Source organism: Dorea formicigenerans, from assembly GCF_025150245.1.
Lineage (GTDB): Bacteria > Bacillota > Clostridia > Lachnospirales > Lachnospiraceae > Dorea > Dorea formicigenerans.
In genome coordinates, this window is the sequence record NZ_CP102279.1 from 2,220,532 (window position 1) to 2,238,757 (window position 18,226).

Annotated in this window: 11 protein-coding genes; 3 read left to right on the forward strand and 8 right to left on the reverse strand. The window is 41.1% G+C overall.

Annotated features, from left to right (window positions below; translation table 11 throughout):
* Positions 1–15: 15 nt before the first annotated feature.
* The 3 genes from NQ560_RS10845 to allE all read right to left on the reverse strand — a co-directional run bounded on the left by NQ560_RS10845 (position 16) and on the right by allE (position 5,344).
* Positions 16–3,027, reverse strand: coding sequence for a bifunctional FdrA/YlbE family protein (locus NQ560_RS10845; protein ID WP_005334252.1), 3,012 nt, complete (start codon positions 3,025–3,027; stop codon positions 16–18).
* Positions 3,028–3,155: 128 nt separating this feature from the next.
* The gene (allD, locus tag NQ560_RS10850) at positions 3,156–4,208 is read right to left on the reverse strand and encodes an ureidoglycolate dehydrogenase (RefSeq protein ID WP_005334253.1); all 1,053 of its coding nucleotides are present in this window, start codon (positions 4,206–4,208) and stop codon (positions 3,156–3,158) included.
* Positions 4,209–4,552: 344 nt separating this feature from the next.
* On the reverse strand, positions 4,553–5,344 hold the full coding sequence (gene allE / locus NQ560_RS10855; protein ID WP_040015574.1) for a (S)-ureidoglycine aminohydrolase: 792 nt from the start codon (positions 5,342–5,344) through the stop codon (positions 4,553–4,555).
* 337 nt (positions 5,345–5,681) lie between these two features.
* On the opposite strand from allE, the gene NQ560_RS10860 reads away from it, so the two are divergent.
* Positions 5,682–6,554 (forward strand): alpha/beta hydrolase, encoded by an 873-nt coding sequence (locus tag NQ560_RS10860; RefSeq protein WP_005334255.1) that lies wholly within the window; start codon positions 5,682–5,684, stop codon positions 6,552–6,554.
* Between the two features lie 509 nt (positions 6,555–7,063).
* Here NQ560_RS10860 and NQ560_RS10865 read toward each other — a convergent pair.
* Positions 7,064–8,431, reverse strand: coding sequence for an NCS1 family transporter (locus tag NQ560_RS10865; protein WP_005334256.1), 1,368 nt, complete (start codon positions 8,429–8,431; stop codon positions 7,064–7,066).
* A 36-nt stretch (positions 8,432–8,467) separates the two neighbouring features.
* Positions 8,468–9,871: an allantoinase AllB gene (gene allB, locus NQ560_RS10870; RefSeq protein WP_040015575.1), complete on the reverse strand. Its 1,404-nt coding sequence runs from the start codon at positions 9,869–9,871 to the stop codon at positions 8,468–8,470.
* 648 nt (positions 9,872–10,519) lie between these two features.
* Here allB and NQ560_RS10875 point away from each other — a divergent pair.
* Positions 10,520–11,524, forward strand: a complete 1,005-nt coding sequence (locus NQ560_RS10875) for an oxamate carbamoyltransferase subunit AllH family protein (RefSeq protein WP_005334261.1) — start codon at positions 10,520–10,522, stop codon at positions 11,522–11,524.
* Positions 11,525–11,637: 113 nt separating this feature from the next.
* Here the strand turns inward: NQ560_RS10875 and NQ560_RS10880 are convergent, their stop codons facing one another.
* The 3 genes from NQ560_RS10880 to NQ560_RS10890 all read right to left on the reverse strand — a co-directional run bounded on the left by NQ560_RS10880 (position 11,638) and on the right by NQ560_RS10890 (position 16,751).
* Positions 11,638–12,147, reverse strand: a complete 510-nt coding sequence (locus tag NQ560_RS10880) for a transcription repressor NadR (RefSeq protein ID WP_040015679.1) — start codon at positions 12,145–12,147, stop codon at positions 11,638–11,640.
* 304 nt (positions 12,148–12,451) lie between these two features.
* The gene (gene ppdK / locus NQ560_RS10885; protein WP_005334266.1) at positions 12,452–15,076 is read right to left on the reverse strand and encodes a pyruvate, phosphate dikinase; all 2,625 of its coding nucleotides are present in this window, start codon (positions 15,074–15,076) and stop codon (positions 12,452–12,454) included.
* Positions 15,077–15,353: 277 nt separating this feature from the next.
* A complete protein-coding gene (locus tag NQ560_RS10890; protein WP_005334270.1) occupies positions 15,354–16,751 on the reverse strand; it encodes an aminopeptidase in 1,398 nt (465 codons plus the stop codon).
* A 157-nt stretch (positions 16,752–16,908) separates the two neighbouring features.
* On the opposite strand from NQ560_RS10890, the gene sstT reads away from it, so the two are divergent.
* Positions 16,909–18,114, forward strand: coding sequence for a serine/threonine transporter SstT (gene sstT / locus NQ560_RS10895; RefSeq protein ID WP_040015576.1), 1,206 nt, complete (start codon positions 16,909–16,911; stop codon positions 18,112–18,114).
* The last annotated feature ends 112 nt before the right edge of the window (positions 18,115–18,226 follow it).

Sequence of the window (18,226 nt, forward strand, 5' to 3'; positions counted from 1 at the left end):
TCCTATCTTCCGGACTTATGCCTCGAATCCAAGCTTCTTAGCGTATGCTACGATAGCTTTTTCGAAACACTCGATTGGCGGGTGAACTGTACCTGCTCCAATCTGTCCTTTTCCTGCTACTTTGTTAGCAATACCTGTGTTGATTACTGGTGTGATACCTTTCTCAACTACAAGTCTTGCATCAATTCCAAGACAAATTCCCTGGAAATTCCATGTAGGAACTGTGAAGTTCGGGTTTCTGTCTGTAACGATTTCCATCATCTCGTTACTTGTACGAAGAGCATCCTCGTATCCGCCAGCACCTACGAATCTTGTTACAGCCGGTGCTGCGATCATTGCCATACCACCGACACCAAATGTCTCTGTAATAGCACTGTCTCCCATATCCGGGCAAGCATCATCTGCATCATATCCTGTAAAGTACAGTCCCTGTGGTGTATTAACCGGACCTGTGAACCACTCGTCACCCATACCAGCAATACGGATACCGAACTCATATCCGTTACGGCACATTGCTGTAACGATTGTTCCGTCTGTTCCTTTACGTGCATCATCCATAACAGCCTTACCTGTAGCCATCATGATGTTCAAGAAGAACTGATCTGTATCAGCAAGGAATTTGATAACATCATAGCGGTCTTTCTCGCTGATATCTTTCATCTCTGTAATAAGCGGAGCCATCTCTTTTAAGAATACAAGAGAAGCTGCAATATTTCTCTGGTGGAACTCGTCACCCATTGCGATTGCTTTTGCGATCAGTGGGTTAATTGCAAGTCCATTCTCCATAGAACGAAGAGCTTTTCCAAGTGTTGGACCAAGAACATCTCTCATCCAACGAAGTCTGTTAACAACTTCCTCATCATAAGCTCCGAAACGAAGAACTTTACCAATACCCTCGTTCATTGTACAGTAAGCTCTGTTAGCTCCTGTCTCGTTCTCAACTACAAATACTGCCATGTTAGGAGATGTGATTCCACCCATAGGTCCTACTGCGTTGCAGTGGTGGCAAGGGATGAATTTGATCTCGCCATTCTCAAGCATTTTTCTAGCTTCTTCTTCTGTCTCTGCCCACTCCTCGAACATTACAGCACCTACGCAAGATCCCTGCATCGGGTCTGGCATATTCTTGTAATCTACCGGAGGACCTGCATGAAGAATTACTTTTCCATTATTTTCAGAAAACTCTGGAATTACTTCTTTTGCACGAACGTTATCTTTTAATACTGGCTGGCTTGCTACAACCTTAGCAATCACTTCACGGTTCTTCTCTTCGATTCCTTCGTAATTTCTTAAGAAGTTCAGAGTCTTAATAAGTTTTACATTTCCGCCTGCCGGTGGAGCCCAGTCATACTGTACAACTTCGCATCCAAACTCTTCTACAACTTCTGCGAAGCTCTTCAGTCCGATGTTGATGATACGTGGTTTCTCAGAAAGAAGCTCTTTTAATGTCTCAGCTGGTGTATGTTTCTCACATGCAACAACCTCTTTTGCGCGAATCTCTTTCTCTGGCTCCTGGAAATCTCTTCCGATAGCGTGGATAGCTGTCTGACATGCAAGCTTATTGTTCTCACATACGATAACTCCAGCCTCTTTTAATTTGTTAACAGCCTCATCATATCCCTGATAATCTCTTCTTGTTCCACATACTGTAGCGATGAAGAATACTTTTCTTCCTGCTGCATCTGCTTTTGCCTGAAGTTCTTTGATTGTCGGGATCAATGATCCTGCCATATCTGCGTGTGAACCATATCCAAGCATGATGTCAAGAAGAACAACTCCTGTAGACGGATCATCTACTGCTTCCTGCATACACTCAATACGTTTTGCAGGATCGATCATCGGATGTGGTTTACCCTGTGTATAAGCATCATCTCCAAGGTCAACTACTACGTTGCCATCTAACTGGAGCATATATCCTTCAACGTCCTCTGGTGGAACTTTGCAGTTCATTGCATCTTTGATCAGCATAGCTGCCTCATTTGCAAGTGTACCACCTGAGTAGTAAGCTTTGATTGTCTTTCCGTCTTCTGCTTTGTAGAATTCAGACTCATCTACATCAACAGTAGCTTCCGGAACCTTTGTTCCTCTTACAAGACCTACAGCAAGACGAGCTGCCTCATCCAGTGTGTATGCATGATAGAAGTTCTCCTCATGATACTCTGGTTTCTCTCCAACAAACAGAGTAACAACTGGTTTGCTGAAGTTAGAAAGTCTTGCAGAGATTTTATCTCTTACTTCTTTTGCAGGCGGTTTGGAAACGATTACAAGTACTTTCACTGTATCGTCATCTTCCATTGCATCGATCATATCCATCATTGTGATTCCACCGACCTCAGCCTTCAGGTCACGTCCACCGATACCGATAGCGTTTGTAACACCCTCACCAAGTCTGTCGATAATTGTTGTAAGCTCCTGGATACCTGTTCCTGAAGCTCCGATGATTCCGATAGAACCTTTCGCTACATTATTTGTAAATGCGATTGGAACTCCCTGAATGATTCCTGTACCACAGTCAGGACCCATAACTGCAAGTCCTTTTGAATGAGCTTTCTCTTTCAGAGCTTTCTCATCCTCGATTGTTACATTGTCACTAAACATGAATACGCTCAGTCCCTCATCCAGTGCACGGTCAGCCTCTAATGCTGCATATGCTCCCGGAATAGAGATAACTGCCAGGTTTGCATTGGACATTTTCTTCAGTGCCGCATCCCATGATTTTACACTTTCAGAACCTTTCTTTCCTTCTGCTGCTGTGGACTGTTTCTTTAAGAACTCCTCAACTTTGTCCATTACAGCATCAAGTACTGCTTCATCATTAACATCAGCTACAACTACCATATCATTTGCTGTAGCGTCCATTAACTCATCTGTTGTAAGTCCACTCTCCTTAAAAATGTCTTTGTTCGCCGGTGTAGCCATCATAACCTGAATCTTGTTGACTCCATCCAGTGAAGAAAGCTCATTTGTCAGAAGCATCAGAACTACTGAATCCTGGTAACTGCCTTTTTTTACGACTGTCTTTAACATGTCATTTCTCCCTTCTTATCTAGTTCATTGTTTTTATAGTTTGATATCATCTGTTTTTGAGATGGGACCCGGGAAGCAGAGGAGTGCTCCACTTCCTGGTCCATTGGAAATTGCACGAAATAAATGAATTAGTCAGCGAATCTGTTTTTGTGATCGTATCTGTCAAAGTGAATTGCGTCACTCTTGAGATAATCAACAAGCTCATCTACGACTTCGATTCCACCTTCAGCATAAGCTTTGTCTCTTCTCATAAGAGCTCTCTGTCCTGGGTAGTATACTTTGTCAAATCCCGGAGCTGGTCTCATAGCATTTAACTCATCGCATGTCTGAGACATATTCTTCTTGAACTGCTCAGCACCGCAGAATCTCTCTGGATCGATAACGATAATTGTCTGTCCAAGCTCACGTCCTTTAGAGCAGTCATGATACATGGAGCTTACATGTTTACCAAACGGTACTCCAAGAAGTACTCCTGAGAAGATGTCTACCATCATCATAAGTCCATATCCCTTAGCACCGGCAATCGGTACAAGAGCATTTACTTTATGTGGATCTGTTACAGGAGCTCCGTCCTCATCTACAGCCCAGTCTGCAGGAATCTCAGCACCCTGTGATCTCTTGTCCAGGATTTTTCCCCAAGCCTGAACTGTTGTAGCCATATCAAATACAACATTACGATCGTCTGCTGTCGGGCAAGCAAATGAAATCGGGTTTGTTCCATAATAAGGCTCTGTTCCGCCGTATGGTACTGCCATCGGATCTGACTGGCAGAATGTGATAGCTGCAAGTCCTTCTTTTGCACACATCTCTGTATAATATCCGATTGCTCCTGTATGAGATACATTAGCCATACCTACAATAGCAACTCCGTTCTCTTTTGCCATCTCAATAGCTTTCTCAGTAGCTTTTGTTGCTACCCAGTAACCGATACCATTGTCTCCATCCATGATTCCTGAGCAAGGACCTGTCTGCTTCCATGTGATGTTTGGCTCATGTGTGATTCCGCCTTTGAAGATTCTCTCACAGTAATACTCAACACGAACAGCACCATGTGAAGCAAATCCTCTCTCATGTGCCCATGTCAAAATTTCTGCTGTCTGATCAGCGTGATCCTCACGAAGTCCCGCCTGGATCAACTTGTTTTTCATTAAGCCCTTAAGCTCTTCTCTTGAAAGTCTCATTTTTTCATACCATCCTTTTCTTTATTTTCTCTCTTTATATACCATATAGTTACCTATATAATTATCTACGTGTTTTCTTTACATGCAGTATTTTTCTAATTTATACATCTTCTAATTCACACTTTTTCAATTCATCTTTTCTATTTTGTCACATTATTGACAAACTCTTATATAGCATATACGCCGGTACACACAGTTTCTTTATTGCTCCCAGCAATGCCGCTCGCTTTTTTTACTGTATATACCGGCATATGATGTCAATCGTATATAATTTATATTCGATTTTATTATGTGCTAAATATCATTTTCAGTGTAAGAACATCGTTCAGGCTATGTACTATATATTACAGAGCAACGTCTCTGTTGCAGTCTTTAGAGTAGATGTAAACTAACTCTTCCTCACGTCCCTCATCGCCTACAGCGTAGCAAGCCTGTGGAACATAAGCGTCCATGAAGCAGTAATCACCTTTCTGAAGCGGTACCCAGTCATCTCCAAGTCTGTACATAGATTTTCCAGACAGGAAATACATACCATGCTGCTGAACATGTGTCTCGATATATCCATGAGAAGCTCCGATGTGGAATTTCAGGATATGCATATTCATGTCAAATCCGATGTCATGAGCTGATGGAAGGAAATCCTGTACATAGCAGTTCTCCATTCCTTCATAGGACATCCACTCAAGATCATTAGCATTTCCAACTACTGTGTGAGCACTGTGCCCTGCAACTGGCTCATAACGGCGTCTGTATACATATAATGTAGCCTCGCCTTTAGCTTCAAAAGTAATGTTGTTACTTGCTGGTGAGTAAATGTATCCACCTTTTGTAAGTTCTGCGGACTGATCATCATTCTTTACTGAAAGTTCACCATCAACTACATATAAGAAGGACTCGATTCCCTCTCCACCGATTCCTGTATTCTTTCCACCTTCGTGAACATGTACAAGATAGTCAGCAAATGTTGCACCCATAGCCGGTGAGCCAAGAATTGTAACATCACAGTTCTCATATCCCGGAACTACATTCTTTACAAGTCCATCTGGATCAAGAACGATGTAATCTCCTTTTTTAATAATAGAACGTGTGTCCAAAAGTGCATCACGATATCCTAATTGATTGTTTAAGTAACTCATTACCAAATACCTCTCTTTCTTAATGCGGAACACAAAATCAAATTCAGGTTTTGTTGTTACCATGTTTTATGGTCTTATTATGTCATTAAAGCTTAAAATTTGCAATCGGAATTTTAGATAAAAGGTTCAACCACTTTTTATCTACTTTATGGTAAATTTTGTCTAATGACTTCTCTTGAAAATGACATTTTTTGTGATATACTGTTAATTATTGGATAAAAGCCTATATATTTTAGCTATAATCGATTTAATAAATATAAAAATAAAATAGTCGGAATTTGACCGGATTTTAATTCATTTTCAAATTTTTTGACAATTTATACAAAGGAGGATTTTTATGTTAGATAAGAAAGAATTTGAGATTCCAAGTGAAAAATTCAAAAAAGGAGCAACCGTGTATACTGATTCAGACACACCGGTAAAAGCTGCTATCATCTATTTTCACGGAGGCGGTCTTTTATATGGAAGAAGAAAAGATCTTCCACGCCCTCACTTGAACACTCTGACTCAGGCCGGATATGCAATCATTGCTTTTGACTATCCTCTGGCTCCTGCCGCAAAGTTAGAAATGATCATGAATGATGTAGAAAGTTCCATTCAATATTATATCGATCACAGTGACGAACTAATTAAAAACCCTAAATCTTCCGAAGGATCTCTTCCATATTTTTTGTGGGGACGTTCTGCTGGCGCTTACCTTTGCCTGATTGCAGCAGCAAAAGGAACTTATACACAGGCACCTGCCGGAATTCTTTCCTATTATGGATATGGATTTTTATGCGACAACTGGTTCAAGGAACCAAGCAGACATTACTGCACGCTTCCGAAAGTTCCAGAAAGTGCTCTTTGTGTTATTCCAGAAGGCATTCACGCAGATGGCGATCTTGACACACACTACAGTGTCTACGTCTATGCAAGACAGCAAGGAAACTGGATAGATCTTTTTTACGAGGGACGCGAAAAGTTTTTCTATCTGGATTATACACTTCGCGCCTGTGATAAACTTCCTTGCCCACTGTTCTGTGCCCACAGCACCGGAGACACCGACGTACCATTTAGTGAATTCACAGAACTAAGTAACAAATATCACGCAAAAAGATTCATCGTGTCCGGAACAGAACACGACTTTGACAGAGACACAGAAAATCCATTCACACAGAAAGTGCTGGACGAGACAGTGGCGTTTATTGAGAAGTGTTTAAATAAGTAGTTTTTAGCTTTCTTTCAGAGAAAAAATTCCCCGCAAATTGCTTTGATATACAATTTGCGGGGTTTTTATTTGTTTAATATGTTAGTCGTCAAAAATAGTTCCTTTTCGGAATCCTTTCTTCACTACTATGGAATCTGCTGACTTCTCACAGTTCGTTGTTACTAGGCTAGCGGAACCTCTGTGAGACCTCCACGCTTAAGGTGCACGCTCTTTCCTCTCATCTATCCGCCACATTTACTCGTACTTCCAGCAACTTTTGGACTTCATCTTCTTTTGCAGACTTATCCGTATTTCCAATCCTTATATGTGATTTCTGTCCGTCGGACCAAGAGTTTGCTTACAGCTTTCTTCAGATTCCACCTCGCGATGGACCCTTGCTGTTCAGCTATACACTTCCTCGTTGTCTAGGCGTGTTCACGACTTTCACCCGTTAGAGCGCGCCCATGGCGCGCAAACAAAAAGAAGACTAGACTTTTACGTCCAGCCTTCTTAACCTTTTTAATAATAAACTACTTATTTTCCAGTGTTGTTCCTTTTCTGAAATTCTTACAACTCTTCATATATTTCATTCCAAAGTAGTAAACAAGTCCTGTAGGAATTGTTGCTGTAAAGAATGAAATATTTACATTCAGAAGTCCGATCACAGCTCCGATTGCAATTGCAAGAATTGCTGCCCAGTTGACACCTGCATGATTTCCATTATCATCATAGAGATCATCCAGATACTCTGGTGTGATTTTTCTCTTATGAAGAATGAAGAAATCTGTAATCAATACTGCAAAGATTGGTCCGAAGAATGCAGTGTAAATCTTACTGAATAATGCAAGTCCTGCTGCTGAGCTGTCACTTGTCAGGATCCATGGGCAAGTACATACTGCCAGGATACCGATTAAGATAACTGCTGTCTTATGTTTCATCTTGAATGCATCCATAAATGCGTATGCAGGTGGAATTACATTACTTGCAAGGTTTGTTGTAAGCTGTGCAAAGATGATGAATCCAAGTGTTACGATCATTACGACTTTGTTGTCTACCATATCGGCAAAAGCATTGATTGGGTTTGCTTTTCCAGTTGCTGTAGATGCCATAGCACCGATAACTCCAAGAAGTACAGTAGCTGGTACCATAGATAAGAAGTAAGAACTTCCACGTTTCACTGTAGAATATCCACCTTTCATCTCACGGGAATAGTCACCAGCATTCAGCATAACTGTAGTACTGTTACCAAAGAATGCAATGATTGCTGCGATAAATGGCATTCCCCATGTTCCAGACTTATTGATCAGTTTCTCACTTACAACATCGCCATACTGTGTAATGCAAAGGAATAACAGGTAAATCATAGCCAGAGAAATAACAACTCCTCCGATATTTCCAACCCATTTTGCACCTTGGAATCCTTTGATTGATAACAGGATCTGGATAATCTGGAATAAAATGAAGAATAACCAGATATTATCATATCCAAATAATGCTTTTGAAATATTGTTGATTGCTGCTCCTCCAAGCCATGTCTGATAACCGTACCATACGATAGCCGGAAGTCCTCGAATCAAACTTGGAATTTTGTTACCTTTTGTTCCAAATGCACTTCTAAGCTGAACTGCATACGGTGCACCAGTCTTGTAACTAAACTGGTCATTCATTGCGATACCTACAACGAGGATCATAGATCCAATTGCTACTGCGAGGAATAACTGCAACAGGTTCAGTCCTGCTTCCATCTGTGCAGATCCCATTGCTAATGTTCCGATAGAAATACATCCACCGAGCCAAAGCATTGTGTTGGATCCCCAGCCCATGATTCGATCTTTCTCAGGAATTGGCGCAAGGGAGTTTGTTTCTTCCTGTTTTACTTCTTTGTTTACATCACTCATGTTCTCTCTCCTATTCGTGTTCCTATGTGTATTCGTTTATTTTACCGGTGTTACATATTCGCCGTATCCGATTGCTTCATCTTTGTACATGCCATCCTGAGCAACTACTTTACCTCTGATCATTGTACATACTGGAGTTCCTTTTCCTTCCAGTCCATTGAAGCAGGAAACATGTCCTTTTGTAAGCAGTTTCTCCTGCTCACATTTCCATGTCTTTTCCGGATCAACGATTACGATATCACCGTCAAAACCTAATTCAAATGCTCCTTTACGTCCATAGAGTCCGAATACTTTTGCCGGATTATAATCCATAACCTTTGCAATCAGACTTGGGCTTAAGCCTTTTTTATGAACAACCATATCGAACATCATTGGTAAGAAGAACTGGATTGAGTTAAGTCCTCCCCATGCATGCCAGATATCTTTTGTTGCATTATCTTTTTCTTCATCTGCTGCTGGAGAATGGTCGCTTCCTACACAGGAAAGTGTTCCATCTAAAACGTAATCCCACAGCTTCTCCATATCTTCTTTCTTACGCATCGGAGGTGTACATTTTGCCGGTGCACCTTTTTCAAATACAAAATCTTCTGTAAATCCAAGGTAATGTGGACATGTCTCAGCAGTAATCGGAAGTCCTTCATGGATTGCATCCTTAACAACCTGAGCTACCATCGGGTGGCTGACATGGCAAATGTGTACGCGTCCGCCAGTTGCTCTAGCCATATCAATAACATTCTTTGTAGCAACATATTCTGTCCATACGTCATGAGAATCCAGGAAGTCACGAATCTTCTCTTCATTTGTTCTTCCTTCTTTTGCTTTTGCTTCTTTTTCTCTCTCAAGAACCTGTCCATATTCCTCACAATGGAATCCACAAAGTGCTCCATACGGTTTTAAAATTTCAAGAGCTTTACGAACATTTCCCATGTTAACTGTCGGGAACAGATCACCGTTTGGACATGTAAATCCTTTAAATGCTGCAACTCCACAATTGTGAAGATCTACAAGATCATTCATATTATTCTTTACTGAGTCCGGTTTGTCATCATAATCTCCTACGATTCCTCCCCAAAGTGCATAATCAACTAATGAGTGTTTGCTAATTTTTCCAAGCTTCAGGTCAAAAATCTCCTTATTCATAAGAGATGGATCATTATTAAGTGGCATATCAATCAGTGTTGTACACCCTGCAACAACTGCTGCTCTTGAACCTGTCTCAAAATCCTCACGATACTCAAATCCTGGCTCATTCAGATGTGCATGACAGTCGATGATACCTGGAAATACATAATTTCCTTTTGCATCAATCACTTCTTTTGCATCTACCGGTGCTCCCTTTGCAAAAAATCCTGCATACTTTCCGTCCTGGATTGCAATGTCTGCCTCGTAGATACGATCTGGTGTTACAAGTTTTCCGTTCTTCACTAAAACATCATACATATTCATGTTCCTCCTTAAAAATTGAATCAAATCAGCCGTAACCAGCTCAATTTCTTTCTATAGTCGATATATTACTGGATTTTCCCCAAAAATACAATCACTATTTTCTTACATTTTTCTCCATCTTTTTATCTACTTTAGATAATTTCATCGCATTGTTTATTGATTTTTTTGTCCAATATGCATAAAAATACGCAAAGTAACCCTATCGTCTTGGCTAGGCTCCTTTGCGAAAATTTCAACCACTTTTTAATTTTTATTGATTTATATCAAAAATGATTGGTCAACCGTTTTTCAGTTTCTTTTACATATATTTTATCCTAATTTGATAATTTTCACAATGACCTATCCTCCAAAATATGACACATTTTTTTGTATAATATGCACAGTCATGTATTGTATTTTTATATAAACAATACAGTTTTATTGGTTAATTTTAAAATTTTTTATAATTTTCGTTATATTATTAACATTTTCTTCGGTTTTTGCCCATTTTTTCTTATTTAAAATTTGTGCAATTTTATTTAAAATTTCAAGAACCACATTTTATATTGTGTATTATATTGTGTACATTGTGATTTTTCGGCAAATCTGTTATGATAGTACCTGCCAGACAGGCAAAAGAAACATACACAGGAGTGCATAATTATGACATTATTTTCCATTACAGATACATCTGACTATTTAAATGAACTGCTTTCGGGAGAAACAAGCGGGACAGTCCACTCTGTATATAGAAAAACTATCAACTTATCTATTGGTGGAACACTGGCAGCCTTACAGGCAAAGGGTTCACCCATCTCGCCAATCAGTCTGATTACAACATTGACTTCCGAAAAAATGGAGAGTCTTGAAATATCTGCCGGAGATTTTGTTACTTTAAAAGAGAATATCATTACTATTTATAGAAGTAACCGCACTCTTCAGGCTTCCACAGATATGAACACTCTTGATAATAAAAAGGAAATTGGATTTTCTTTTGAAGAAGCAACAATTCACAACTTACATTTGTTACATTCATTAAAATGTGCAAACTCTCTGTCAGATACCATGCTTCACCAGCTTCATAACAATATCAGAACATGTCTTTCTAATATTTCCACCGGAGGCTTTGAAGTGATCTTCAACCAACGTGTAAATGATGATACTTCTATGATGCTTGTTGCTGCAAAGAAAAAAATCGAACGATGCACCAGACTATATAGAAATAAAAAATATACAGAGACCGGAATCGAACTTGCCCGACTGATCGGACTTGGCATCGGGCTGACTCCAAGCGGTGATGATTTCCTATGCGGTGTGCTTGCCGGATTAATTCTTACAGGGCAAACAGAATCCACATTTGCCAAGAGCCTTCACAAAACAATTGCAGAACATCTGAATGATACCGTCGATGTAAGTGCTGCATTTCTCCACTGTGCATTAAAAGGACAATTTAGCCTGGCTGTGAATCATTTACTCGTAAATACAGGTTGTGAATCTCCACAAGATACTTCTTATATTAAATGCAACCCTCAAATTACTCCTGGAATTGCAAATATCCCAGCAATTACTGAAAATTTTCTGGCAATCGGGCATTCTTCCGGGACAGATACTTTGTGCGGAATTCTATACGCACTGGAATTATTTCTTTTTCAGAAATGTAACCTATAAAAAATTTTGTTCATAATAAAAAAACATTCTTTCCATGTACACCCGGCTCTGAAAAGTCGGATTATAAACCTTACTTTTTCAGAGCCAGCATGACATTCAGAATGTTTTAATAACTAATTTTCAACCAAAAATCCTAATTTTCTCAGTTCCTCTTCTATCATCCCCAGCGTTTCTTCACTGTCCGCTGTCACAGTATGATAGTGATAATCGGAGGTAATATTCTTAAGCGGTGTTGACTTGCCACTTTCGATATCTGCCAGAAATTCTTTTACTTTTCTTCTGGAAGTAATTCCAAGTTCCGCCTCAATATGCCCATAAACTTTATGGTTTACCATAACATTTTTCACTTGACCGCCAAGATCGACAATAGTACAAAGTTCCGTCTCAAGCTGCTCGTCTGTATGACGTACTTTAAAAACTCTCTCGGCGCAAGTCTGCCCTTCCAATACATATCCCCGGTTTGTTGATATGATATCATACCCCGAAGCCCGTAACAGGGCAATATCCTGAACAATAACCTGACGGCTCACATCATAATCCTTCGCAAGTTTCGAACCCGAAACCGGTCTGTCACTTTCTTTTATATTCTTCAATATCTCCTGTCTTCTATCAGAACCTGTCATACTGCTTTCGTAATCTCCTTCATCATCAATCACAAAATCTATCATTTAAAAACTGTTTTTAGAAGCATTTCCACTTACTGTCTTAATCATTATAATGCACATTTATAGTATGTGCAAGAATGCTCTTCCAAACATGAACAGAATCCTCTACTGAAAGATCTTTTGTACATTTTTCATCTGCAGAACCTGCCACCGGCAGCTTCTTCCGAACGCATGGCAACACAAAAACCCCTCACGCCATAATTGATGTAAGGGGTTTTCTATATAAGCTAATTAACGTTCTATGCCAGTCACCTACAGTGTACTACCTTTGATTTATGGCTGCCTGCGCAGCAGAAAGTTTGGCTATTGGAACTCTGAATGGTGAGCAGGAAACGTAATTCAATCCCAACTCATTGCAGAACTCTACAGATGACGGATCTCCTCCATGTTCTCCACAGATTCCAATATGAAGGTTCGGATTTGCTTCTTTTCCAAGTGCAATTGCCATCTCCATCAGTTTTCCAACACCTTTTTGATCCAGTTTTGCAAATGGATCGTTTTCGTAAATCTTCGCATCATAATATGCGTCCAGGAATTTTCCTGCATCATCACGGGAGAATCCAAATGTCATCTGAGTCAGGTCATTTGTTCCGAAGCAGAAGAAGTCAGCTTCTTTTGCAATCTCATCTGCTGTAAGTGCTGCTCTTGGAATTTCGATCATTGTTCCGACTTCATATTCCAATTCAATACCTGATGCAGCAATCTCTGCATCTGCAGTTTCTACTACAAATTTCTTTACATATTTTAACTCTTTGACTTCTCCAACCAACGGAATCATAATTTCCGGCTTAATGTTCCAATCCGGATGATTTTTCTTTACTTTAATAGCTGCCCGGATGACTGCTTTTGTCTGCATCTTTGCGATTTCCGGATAGGTCACAGCAAGGCGGCAGCCACGATGTCCCATCATCGGGTTGAACTCATGAAGACTCGCAATAATATTTTTAATCTGTTCTACCGTTTTTCCTTGTGCATCTGCAAGCTTCTTAATATCCTCTTCCTCCGTTGGTACGAATTCATGAAGTGGCGGATCCAGGAAACGTATTGTAACCGGGTTTCCTTCCAATGCTTCGTAGAGTGCTTCAAAATCTCCCTGCTGATATGGCAGGATTTTATCCAGTGCTGCTTCTCGCTCCTCTACTGTATCTGCACAGATCATCTCACGGAATGCTGCAATTCTGTTCTCATCAAAGAACATATGCTCTGTACGGCAAAGTCCAATTCCTTCTGCTCCAAGTTCTACCGCTTTCTTAGCATCTGCCGGTGTATCCGCATTTGTCCGGACTTTCATAGTACGATATTTATCAGCCCAGTTCATGATCTTCTCGAACTCACCTGTAATTGTTGCATCTACAGTAGGAATGATGCCTTCATAAATGTTTCCTGTCGTTCCATCTAAGGAAATTGCGTCTCCTTCGTGAAATGTTTTCGCTGCTAAGGTAAATTTTTTATTTTCTTCATCCATTGCAATATCACCGCAACCAGATACACAGCATGTTCCCATACCACGGGCAACTACTGCTGCATGGGAAGTCGTTCCTCCGCGGACTGTCAAGATTCCCTGTGCGGATTTCATACCGGTAATATCCTCCGGTGATGTCTCCAGGCGGACAAGAACTACTTTCTCTCCTCGTTTTGCCCACTCCACTGCATCTTCAGCAGAGAATACAACCTTTCCGCATGCAGCTCCCGGAGATGCACCAATTCCTTTTCCAAGTGCTGTTGCTCTCTTTAATACTTTCTGGTCGAACTGCGGATGGAGAAGGGTATCCAGATTACGAGGATCGATCATTGCAACAGCCTCTTCCTCTGTTCTCATTCCTTCATCAACAAGATCACAAGCAATCTTCAGAGCAGCTTTCGCTGTTCTTTTACCATTACGTGTCTGTAACATATACAATTTACCATGCTCTACAGTAAACTCCATGTCCTGCATATCTCTATAGTGTTTTTCAAGAGTCTCACAAACCTGTTTGAACTGTACGAATGCTTCCGGGAATTTTTCTTCCATCTCTGAAATGTGCATTGGTGTACGAACACCTGCAACTACGTCTTCTCCCTGTGCATTTGTAAGGAATTCTCCGAACAGACCGTTCTCTCCTGTAGCCGGGTCACGAGTAAACGCAACACCTGTACCACAGTCATCTCCCATATTTCCAAATGCCATCATCTGAACATTAACTGCGGTTCCCCAGGAATAAGGAATATCATTGTCGCGACGATACACATTTGCACGAGGATTATCCCAGGAGCGGAATACTGCCTTTATAGCTTCTGTTAACTGCTCTTTTGGATCTGTCGGGAAATCGGTACCAATCTTTTCTTTATATTCTGCCTTAAACTGCCCTGCCAGTTCTTTCAGATCATCCGCGGTAAGCTCTACATCAAGCTTCACACCACGTTTTGCCTTCATCTGATCAATCAGCTCTTCAAAATATTTCTTACCTACTTCCATAACTACATCGGAAAACATCTGAATGAATCTGCGATAGCAGTCCCATGCCCAGCGTGGATTACCGGACGCACAAGCCAAAGTCTCGACAACTTCTTCATTGAGTCCGAGATTCAGGATTGTGTCCATCATACCTGGCATCGATGCTCGTGCTCCAGAACGAACAGAAACGAGCAGCGGATTTGTCTTATCACCAAATTTCTTGCCTGTGATAACTTCCATCTGATCAATGGCTTCAAGAATCTGTTTCATAATCTCGTCATTGATCTGTCTGCCATCTTCATAGTACTGTGTGCAGGCTTCCGTTGTCACGGTAAAGCCTTGTGGCACCGGCAGTCCCAAATTCGTCATCTCCGCAAGATTTGCGCCTTTGCCACCAAGGAGATTTCTCATGGTAGCGTTACCTTCTGTAAACATATAAACCCATTTTGCCATAGCTATGACCTCCTAATACATTTCCTGTTAAGGGTCAAAGCCAAAAACACCATTGTTTTTGTAGAAAATGGTCATGAGGCAAAAACCCCAACATTATATTTTTTGTAAGTCGCAACTATATTGTAGCACTTTGTTATATTTTTGTCAATAAAACAGAGGGATTATTCTCCCTCTGCTCTACAATAATTCGCATGCTTTTCGACATATTTCGTTCCTTAAAAATGTTCTTGGCATCTTTACTGAGAAATGCACGTCGTGCAACGTATACACGTAAATACTACATATTTTTCAAAAATGCAACATAACCTTTATATGCCTCGTATACATCGGCTTTGCTTGTCACTTCCCAAGGTGCATGCATGGATAACACTGCCACACCGCTGTCGATGACTTCCATGCCGTAATTTGCCATGATGTAAGCAATGGTTCCACCGCCGCCTGCGTCAACTTTTCCAAGTTCGGCGAACTGATAAGATACGTCTGCATCATCCATGACACCACGAATCTTTGCAAGGTACTCTGCATTGGCATCATTAGAACCACTCTTACCACGGCTTCCAGTGAATTTATTAAATACAAGTCCTTTTCCGAAAAATGCAGAACTTCTCTTTTCGAACACATCTGCGTACATCGGATCATATGCTGCACTTACATCGGAAGATAACATTCTGGAATTCTGCAAAGCTCTTCTGACTTGCAGCTCGGACTCCCCGTCAGTCATAGCAACCAGTTCAGCCACTACATTTTCAAAGAATCTGGAATGCATACCGGTTGCGCCTACGCTTCCGATCTCTTCCTTATCTACAAGGATGCAGCATCCGGTACGTGTAACCTGAGGCGTATCCAGAATTGCCAATAAAGATGTAAATGCACAAACACGGTCATCCTGACCGTATGCCAGCACCATGCTTCTGTCAAGACCACAGTCTCTTGCTTTTCCTGCCGGAACAATCTCAAGTTCTGCAGAGAGGAAATCTTCTTCCTCCATATCATAATATTTCTTCAGAAGTTCCATCACATTTGCCTTAACTGCTTCTTTTTCTTCCTGATCAAGAGAAGAATCCTGCTCAAGCGGCCGGCTTCCAATTAAAAGATCCAGTTTCTCGCCTTCTACGACTACACTTCCCTTTTTCTCAAGCTGCTTTGATGCAAGATGTACAAGAAGATCTGTAATCACAAATACCGGATCTTCCTCCTCATCTCCAATGCTGACCGGAACAATTGTTCCGTCTTTTTTTGCGATCACACCGTGAAGAGCAAGCGGAAGTGTTACCCATTGATATTTCTTGATTCCTCCATAATAATGAGTATCCAGATAAGCCAGCTCTTCATTTTCATATAAAGGGTTCTGCTTCACATCAATACGCGGAGAGTCAATGTGTGCACCTAAGATATTCATTCCATTTTCCAACGGCTCCTGACCGATGATGAACAGTGCAATACTCTTATCCATGCACACTGCATACACTTTATCCCCAGCTTTTAATTTTACATGTTCCTTCTGAAGCTCTTTTAAATTCTTATATCCGGCAGCTTCTGCCTTTTTCACCGCAAGTGTAATACACTCACGTTCTGTCTTTCCATCGTCCAGACAATTCTTATATGTCTCATTGATCTTGTCTAATTTTTCCAGTTCTGTCTGGTCATATACTTTCCATGCATTTCTACGTTCCATGCTCAAGACTCCTTTTTCTTATATTTCGCAGCTAAATTTCTGCCACAATTTGATAATAAGTATATCATATTATAAATACATTATTTACATTTTTCCTAAAGTTCATTATAATTTTAATTGCATTTTAATTGTTATACTATCAAAAGGGGAAATGAACATGAAAAATTTGATTCAAAAATGGAACAACATCAGTCTGATCAAACGCATTATCTGCGGTCTGATCATCGGAATTGCTTTGGGACTTATTTTCCCACAGGCGACCGCAATCTCCATTCTCGGAGATCTGTTCGTCGGAGCACTTCGTGGAATCGCACCGCTTCTTGTATTCTTCCTGATTATGAGTTCCCTTTGCCGCATGGCAAAAGGCCAGAAAACGAACATGTCTTTTATCGTGATACTGTACCTGCTCGGCAATCTGTTCTCTGCATTATCTGCAGTTATTGCCAGCTACTTGTTCCCGGTAACTCTGACATTTTCACAGAGCACGAATACTCAGGATATCACACCACCGACCGGTGTCACAGAAGTGCTGAAAAATCTGCTGATGAATGTCGTTGCGAATCCAGTCGACTCACTGGTAAACGCCAATTATATCGGAATCCTTGCATGGGCCATCATACTTGGCATTGCTCTTAAGAGTGCAAGTGATGGCACAAAGAATGCTTTGGAGAATATTTCAGATGCTATCGCAACTGCAGTAAAATGGATCATTAACTGTGCACCATTTGGTATCATGGGACTGATCTTCACTACAATCTCCGAACAGGGACTCGACGTTCTTCTCGGATACGGACGTCTGATCTGCGTACTGGTCGGAACCATGCTCTTCGTGGCACTTATTATGAATCCACTGATTACATTTATCTGCCTTCGTAAGAACCCATACCCACTTGTGCTTCGCTGCCTGAAAGACAGCGGACTGACAGCATTCTTCACCCGAAGCTCTGCTGCCAACATTCCGGTCAACATGAAACTCTGCCAGGATCTTGGTTTGGACGAGGATACTTACTCCATCTCCATTCCACTTGGCGCAACTATCAATATGGCCGGAGCTGCTATTACAATCTCCACTATGGCACTTGCCGCAGCACATACACTGGATATCCACGTAGACTTCCCGACTGCACTGATTCTGTGCGTCCTCTCTGCAGCCAGCGCTGCCGGAGCTTCCGGTGTAGCCGGTGGATCACTCCTTCTGATTCCACTTGCCTGCAGCCTCTTCGGTATTCCGAACGATGTTGCTATGCAAGTCGTTGGTGTCGGATTCATCGTTGGAGTTATCCAGGATTCCTGCGAAACCGCACTGAACTCATCTACCGATGTCCTCTTTACGGCAATCGGAGATATGCGTACACGAAAATAACTATGAGAAACACGCTTCGCGAGTTTCTCAAGTTATCGCGGCAGTCGCCAAGGTCTCGTGCAAGCACGGACTTTGGCTCGTTGCTCGCGTAAATGAATTAGGGACGTAGTAA

Coding starts and splice junctions, on each gene's coding strand:
- allE (WP_040015574.1), bottom strand. CDS start 5,344: ATGAGTTACTTAAACAATCAATTAGGATATCGTGATGCACTTTTGGAC.
- NQ560_RS10880 (WP_040015679.1), bottom strand. CDS start 12,147: ATGACAGGTTCTGATAGAAGACAGGAGATATTGAAGAATATAAAAGAA.
- NQ560_RS10845 (WP_005334252.1), bottom strand. CDS start 3,027: ATGTTAAAGACAGTCGTAAAAAAAGGCAGTTACCAGGATTCAGTAGTT.
- NQ560_RS10860 (WP_005334255.1), top strand. CDS start 5,682: ATGTTAGATAAGAAAGAATTTGAGATTCCAAGTGAAAAATTCAAAAAA.
- NQ560_RS10890 (WP_005334270.1), bottom strand. CDS start 16,751: ATGGAACGTAGAAATGCATGGAAAGTATATGACCAGACAGAACTGGAA.
- sstT (WP_040015576.1), top strand. CDS start 16,909: ATGAAAAATTTGATTCAAAAATGGAACAACATCAGTCTGATCAAACGC.
- ppdK (WP_005334266.1), bottom strand. CDS start 15,076: ATGGCAAAATGGGTTTATATGTTTACAGAAGGTAACGCTACCATGAGA.
- NQ560_RS10875 (WP_005334261.1), top strand. CDS start 10,520: ATGACATTATTTTCCATTACAGATACATCTGACTATTTAAATGAACTG.
- NQ560_RS10865 (WP_005334256.1), bottom strand. CDS start 8,431: ATGAGTGATGTAAACAAAGAAGTAAAACAGGAAGAAACAAACTCCCTT.
- allD (WP_005334253.1), bottom strand. CDS start 4,208: ATGAGACTTTCAAGAGAAGAGCTTAAGGGCTTAATGAAAAACAAGTTG.
- allB (WP_040015575.1), bottom strand. CDS start 9,871: ATGTATGATGTTTTAGTGAAGAACGGAAAACTTGTAACACCAGATCGT.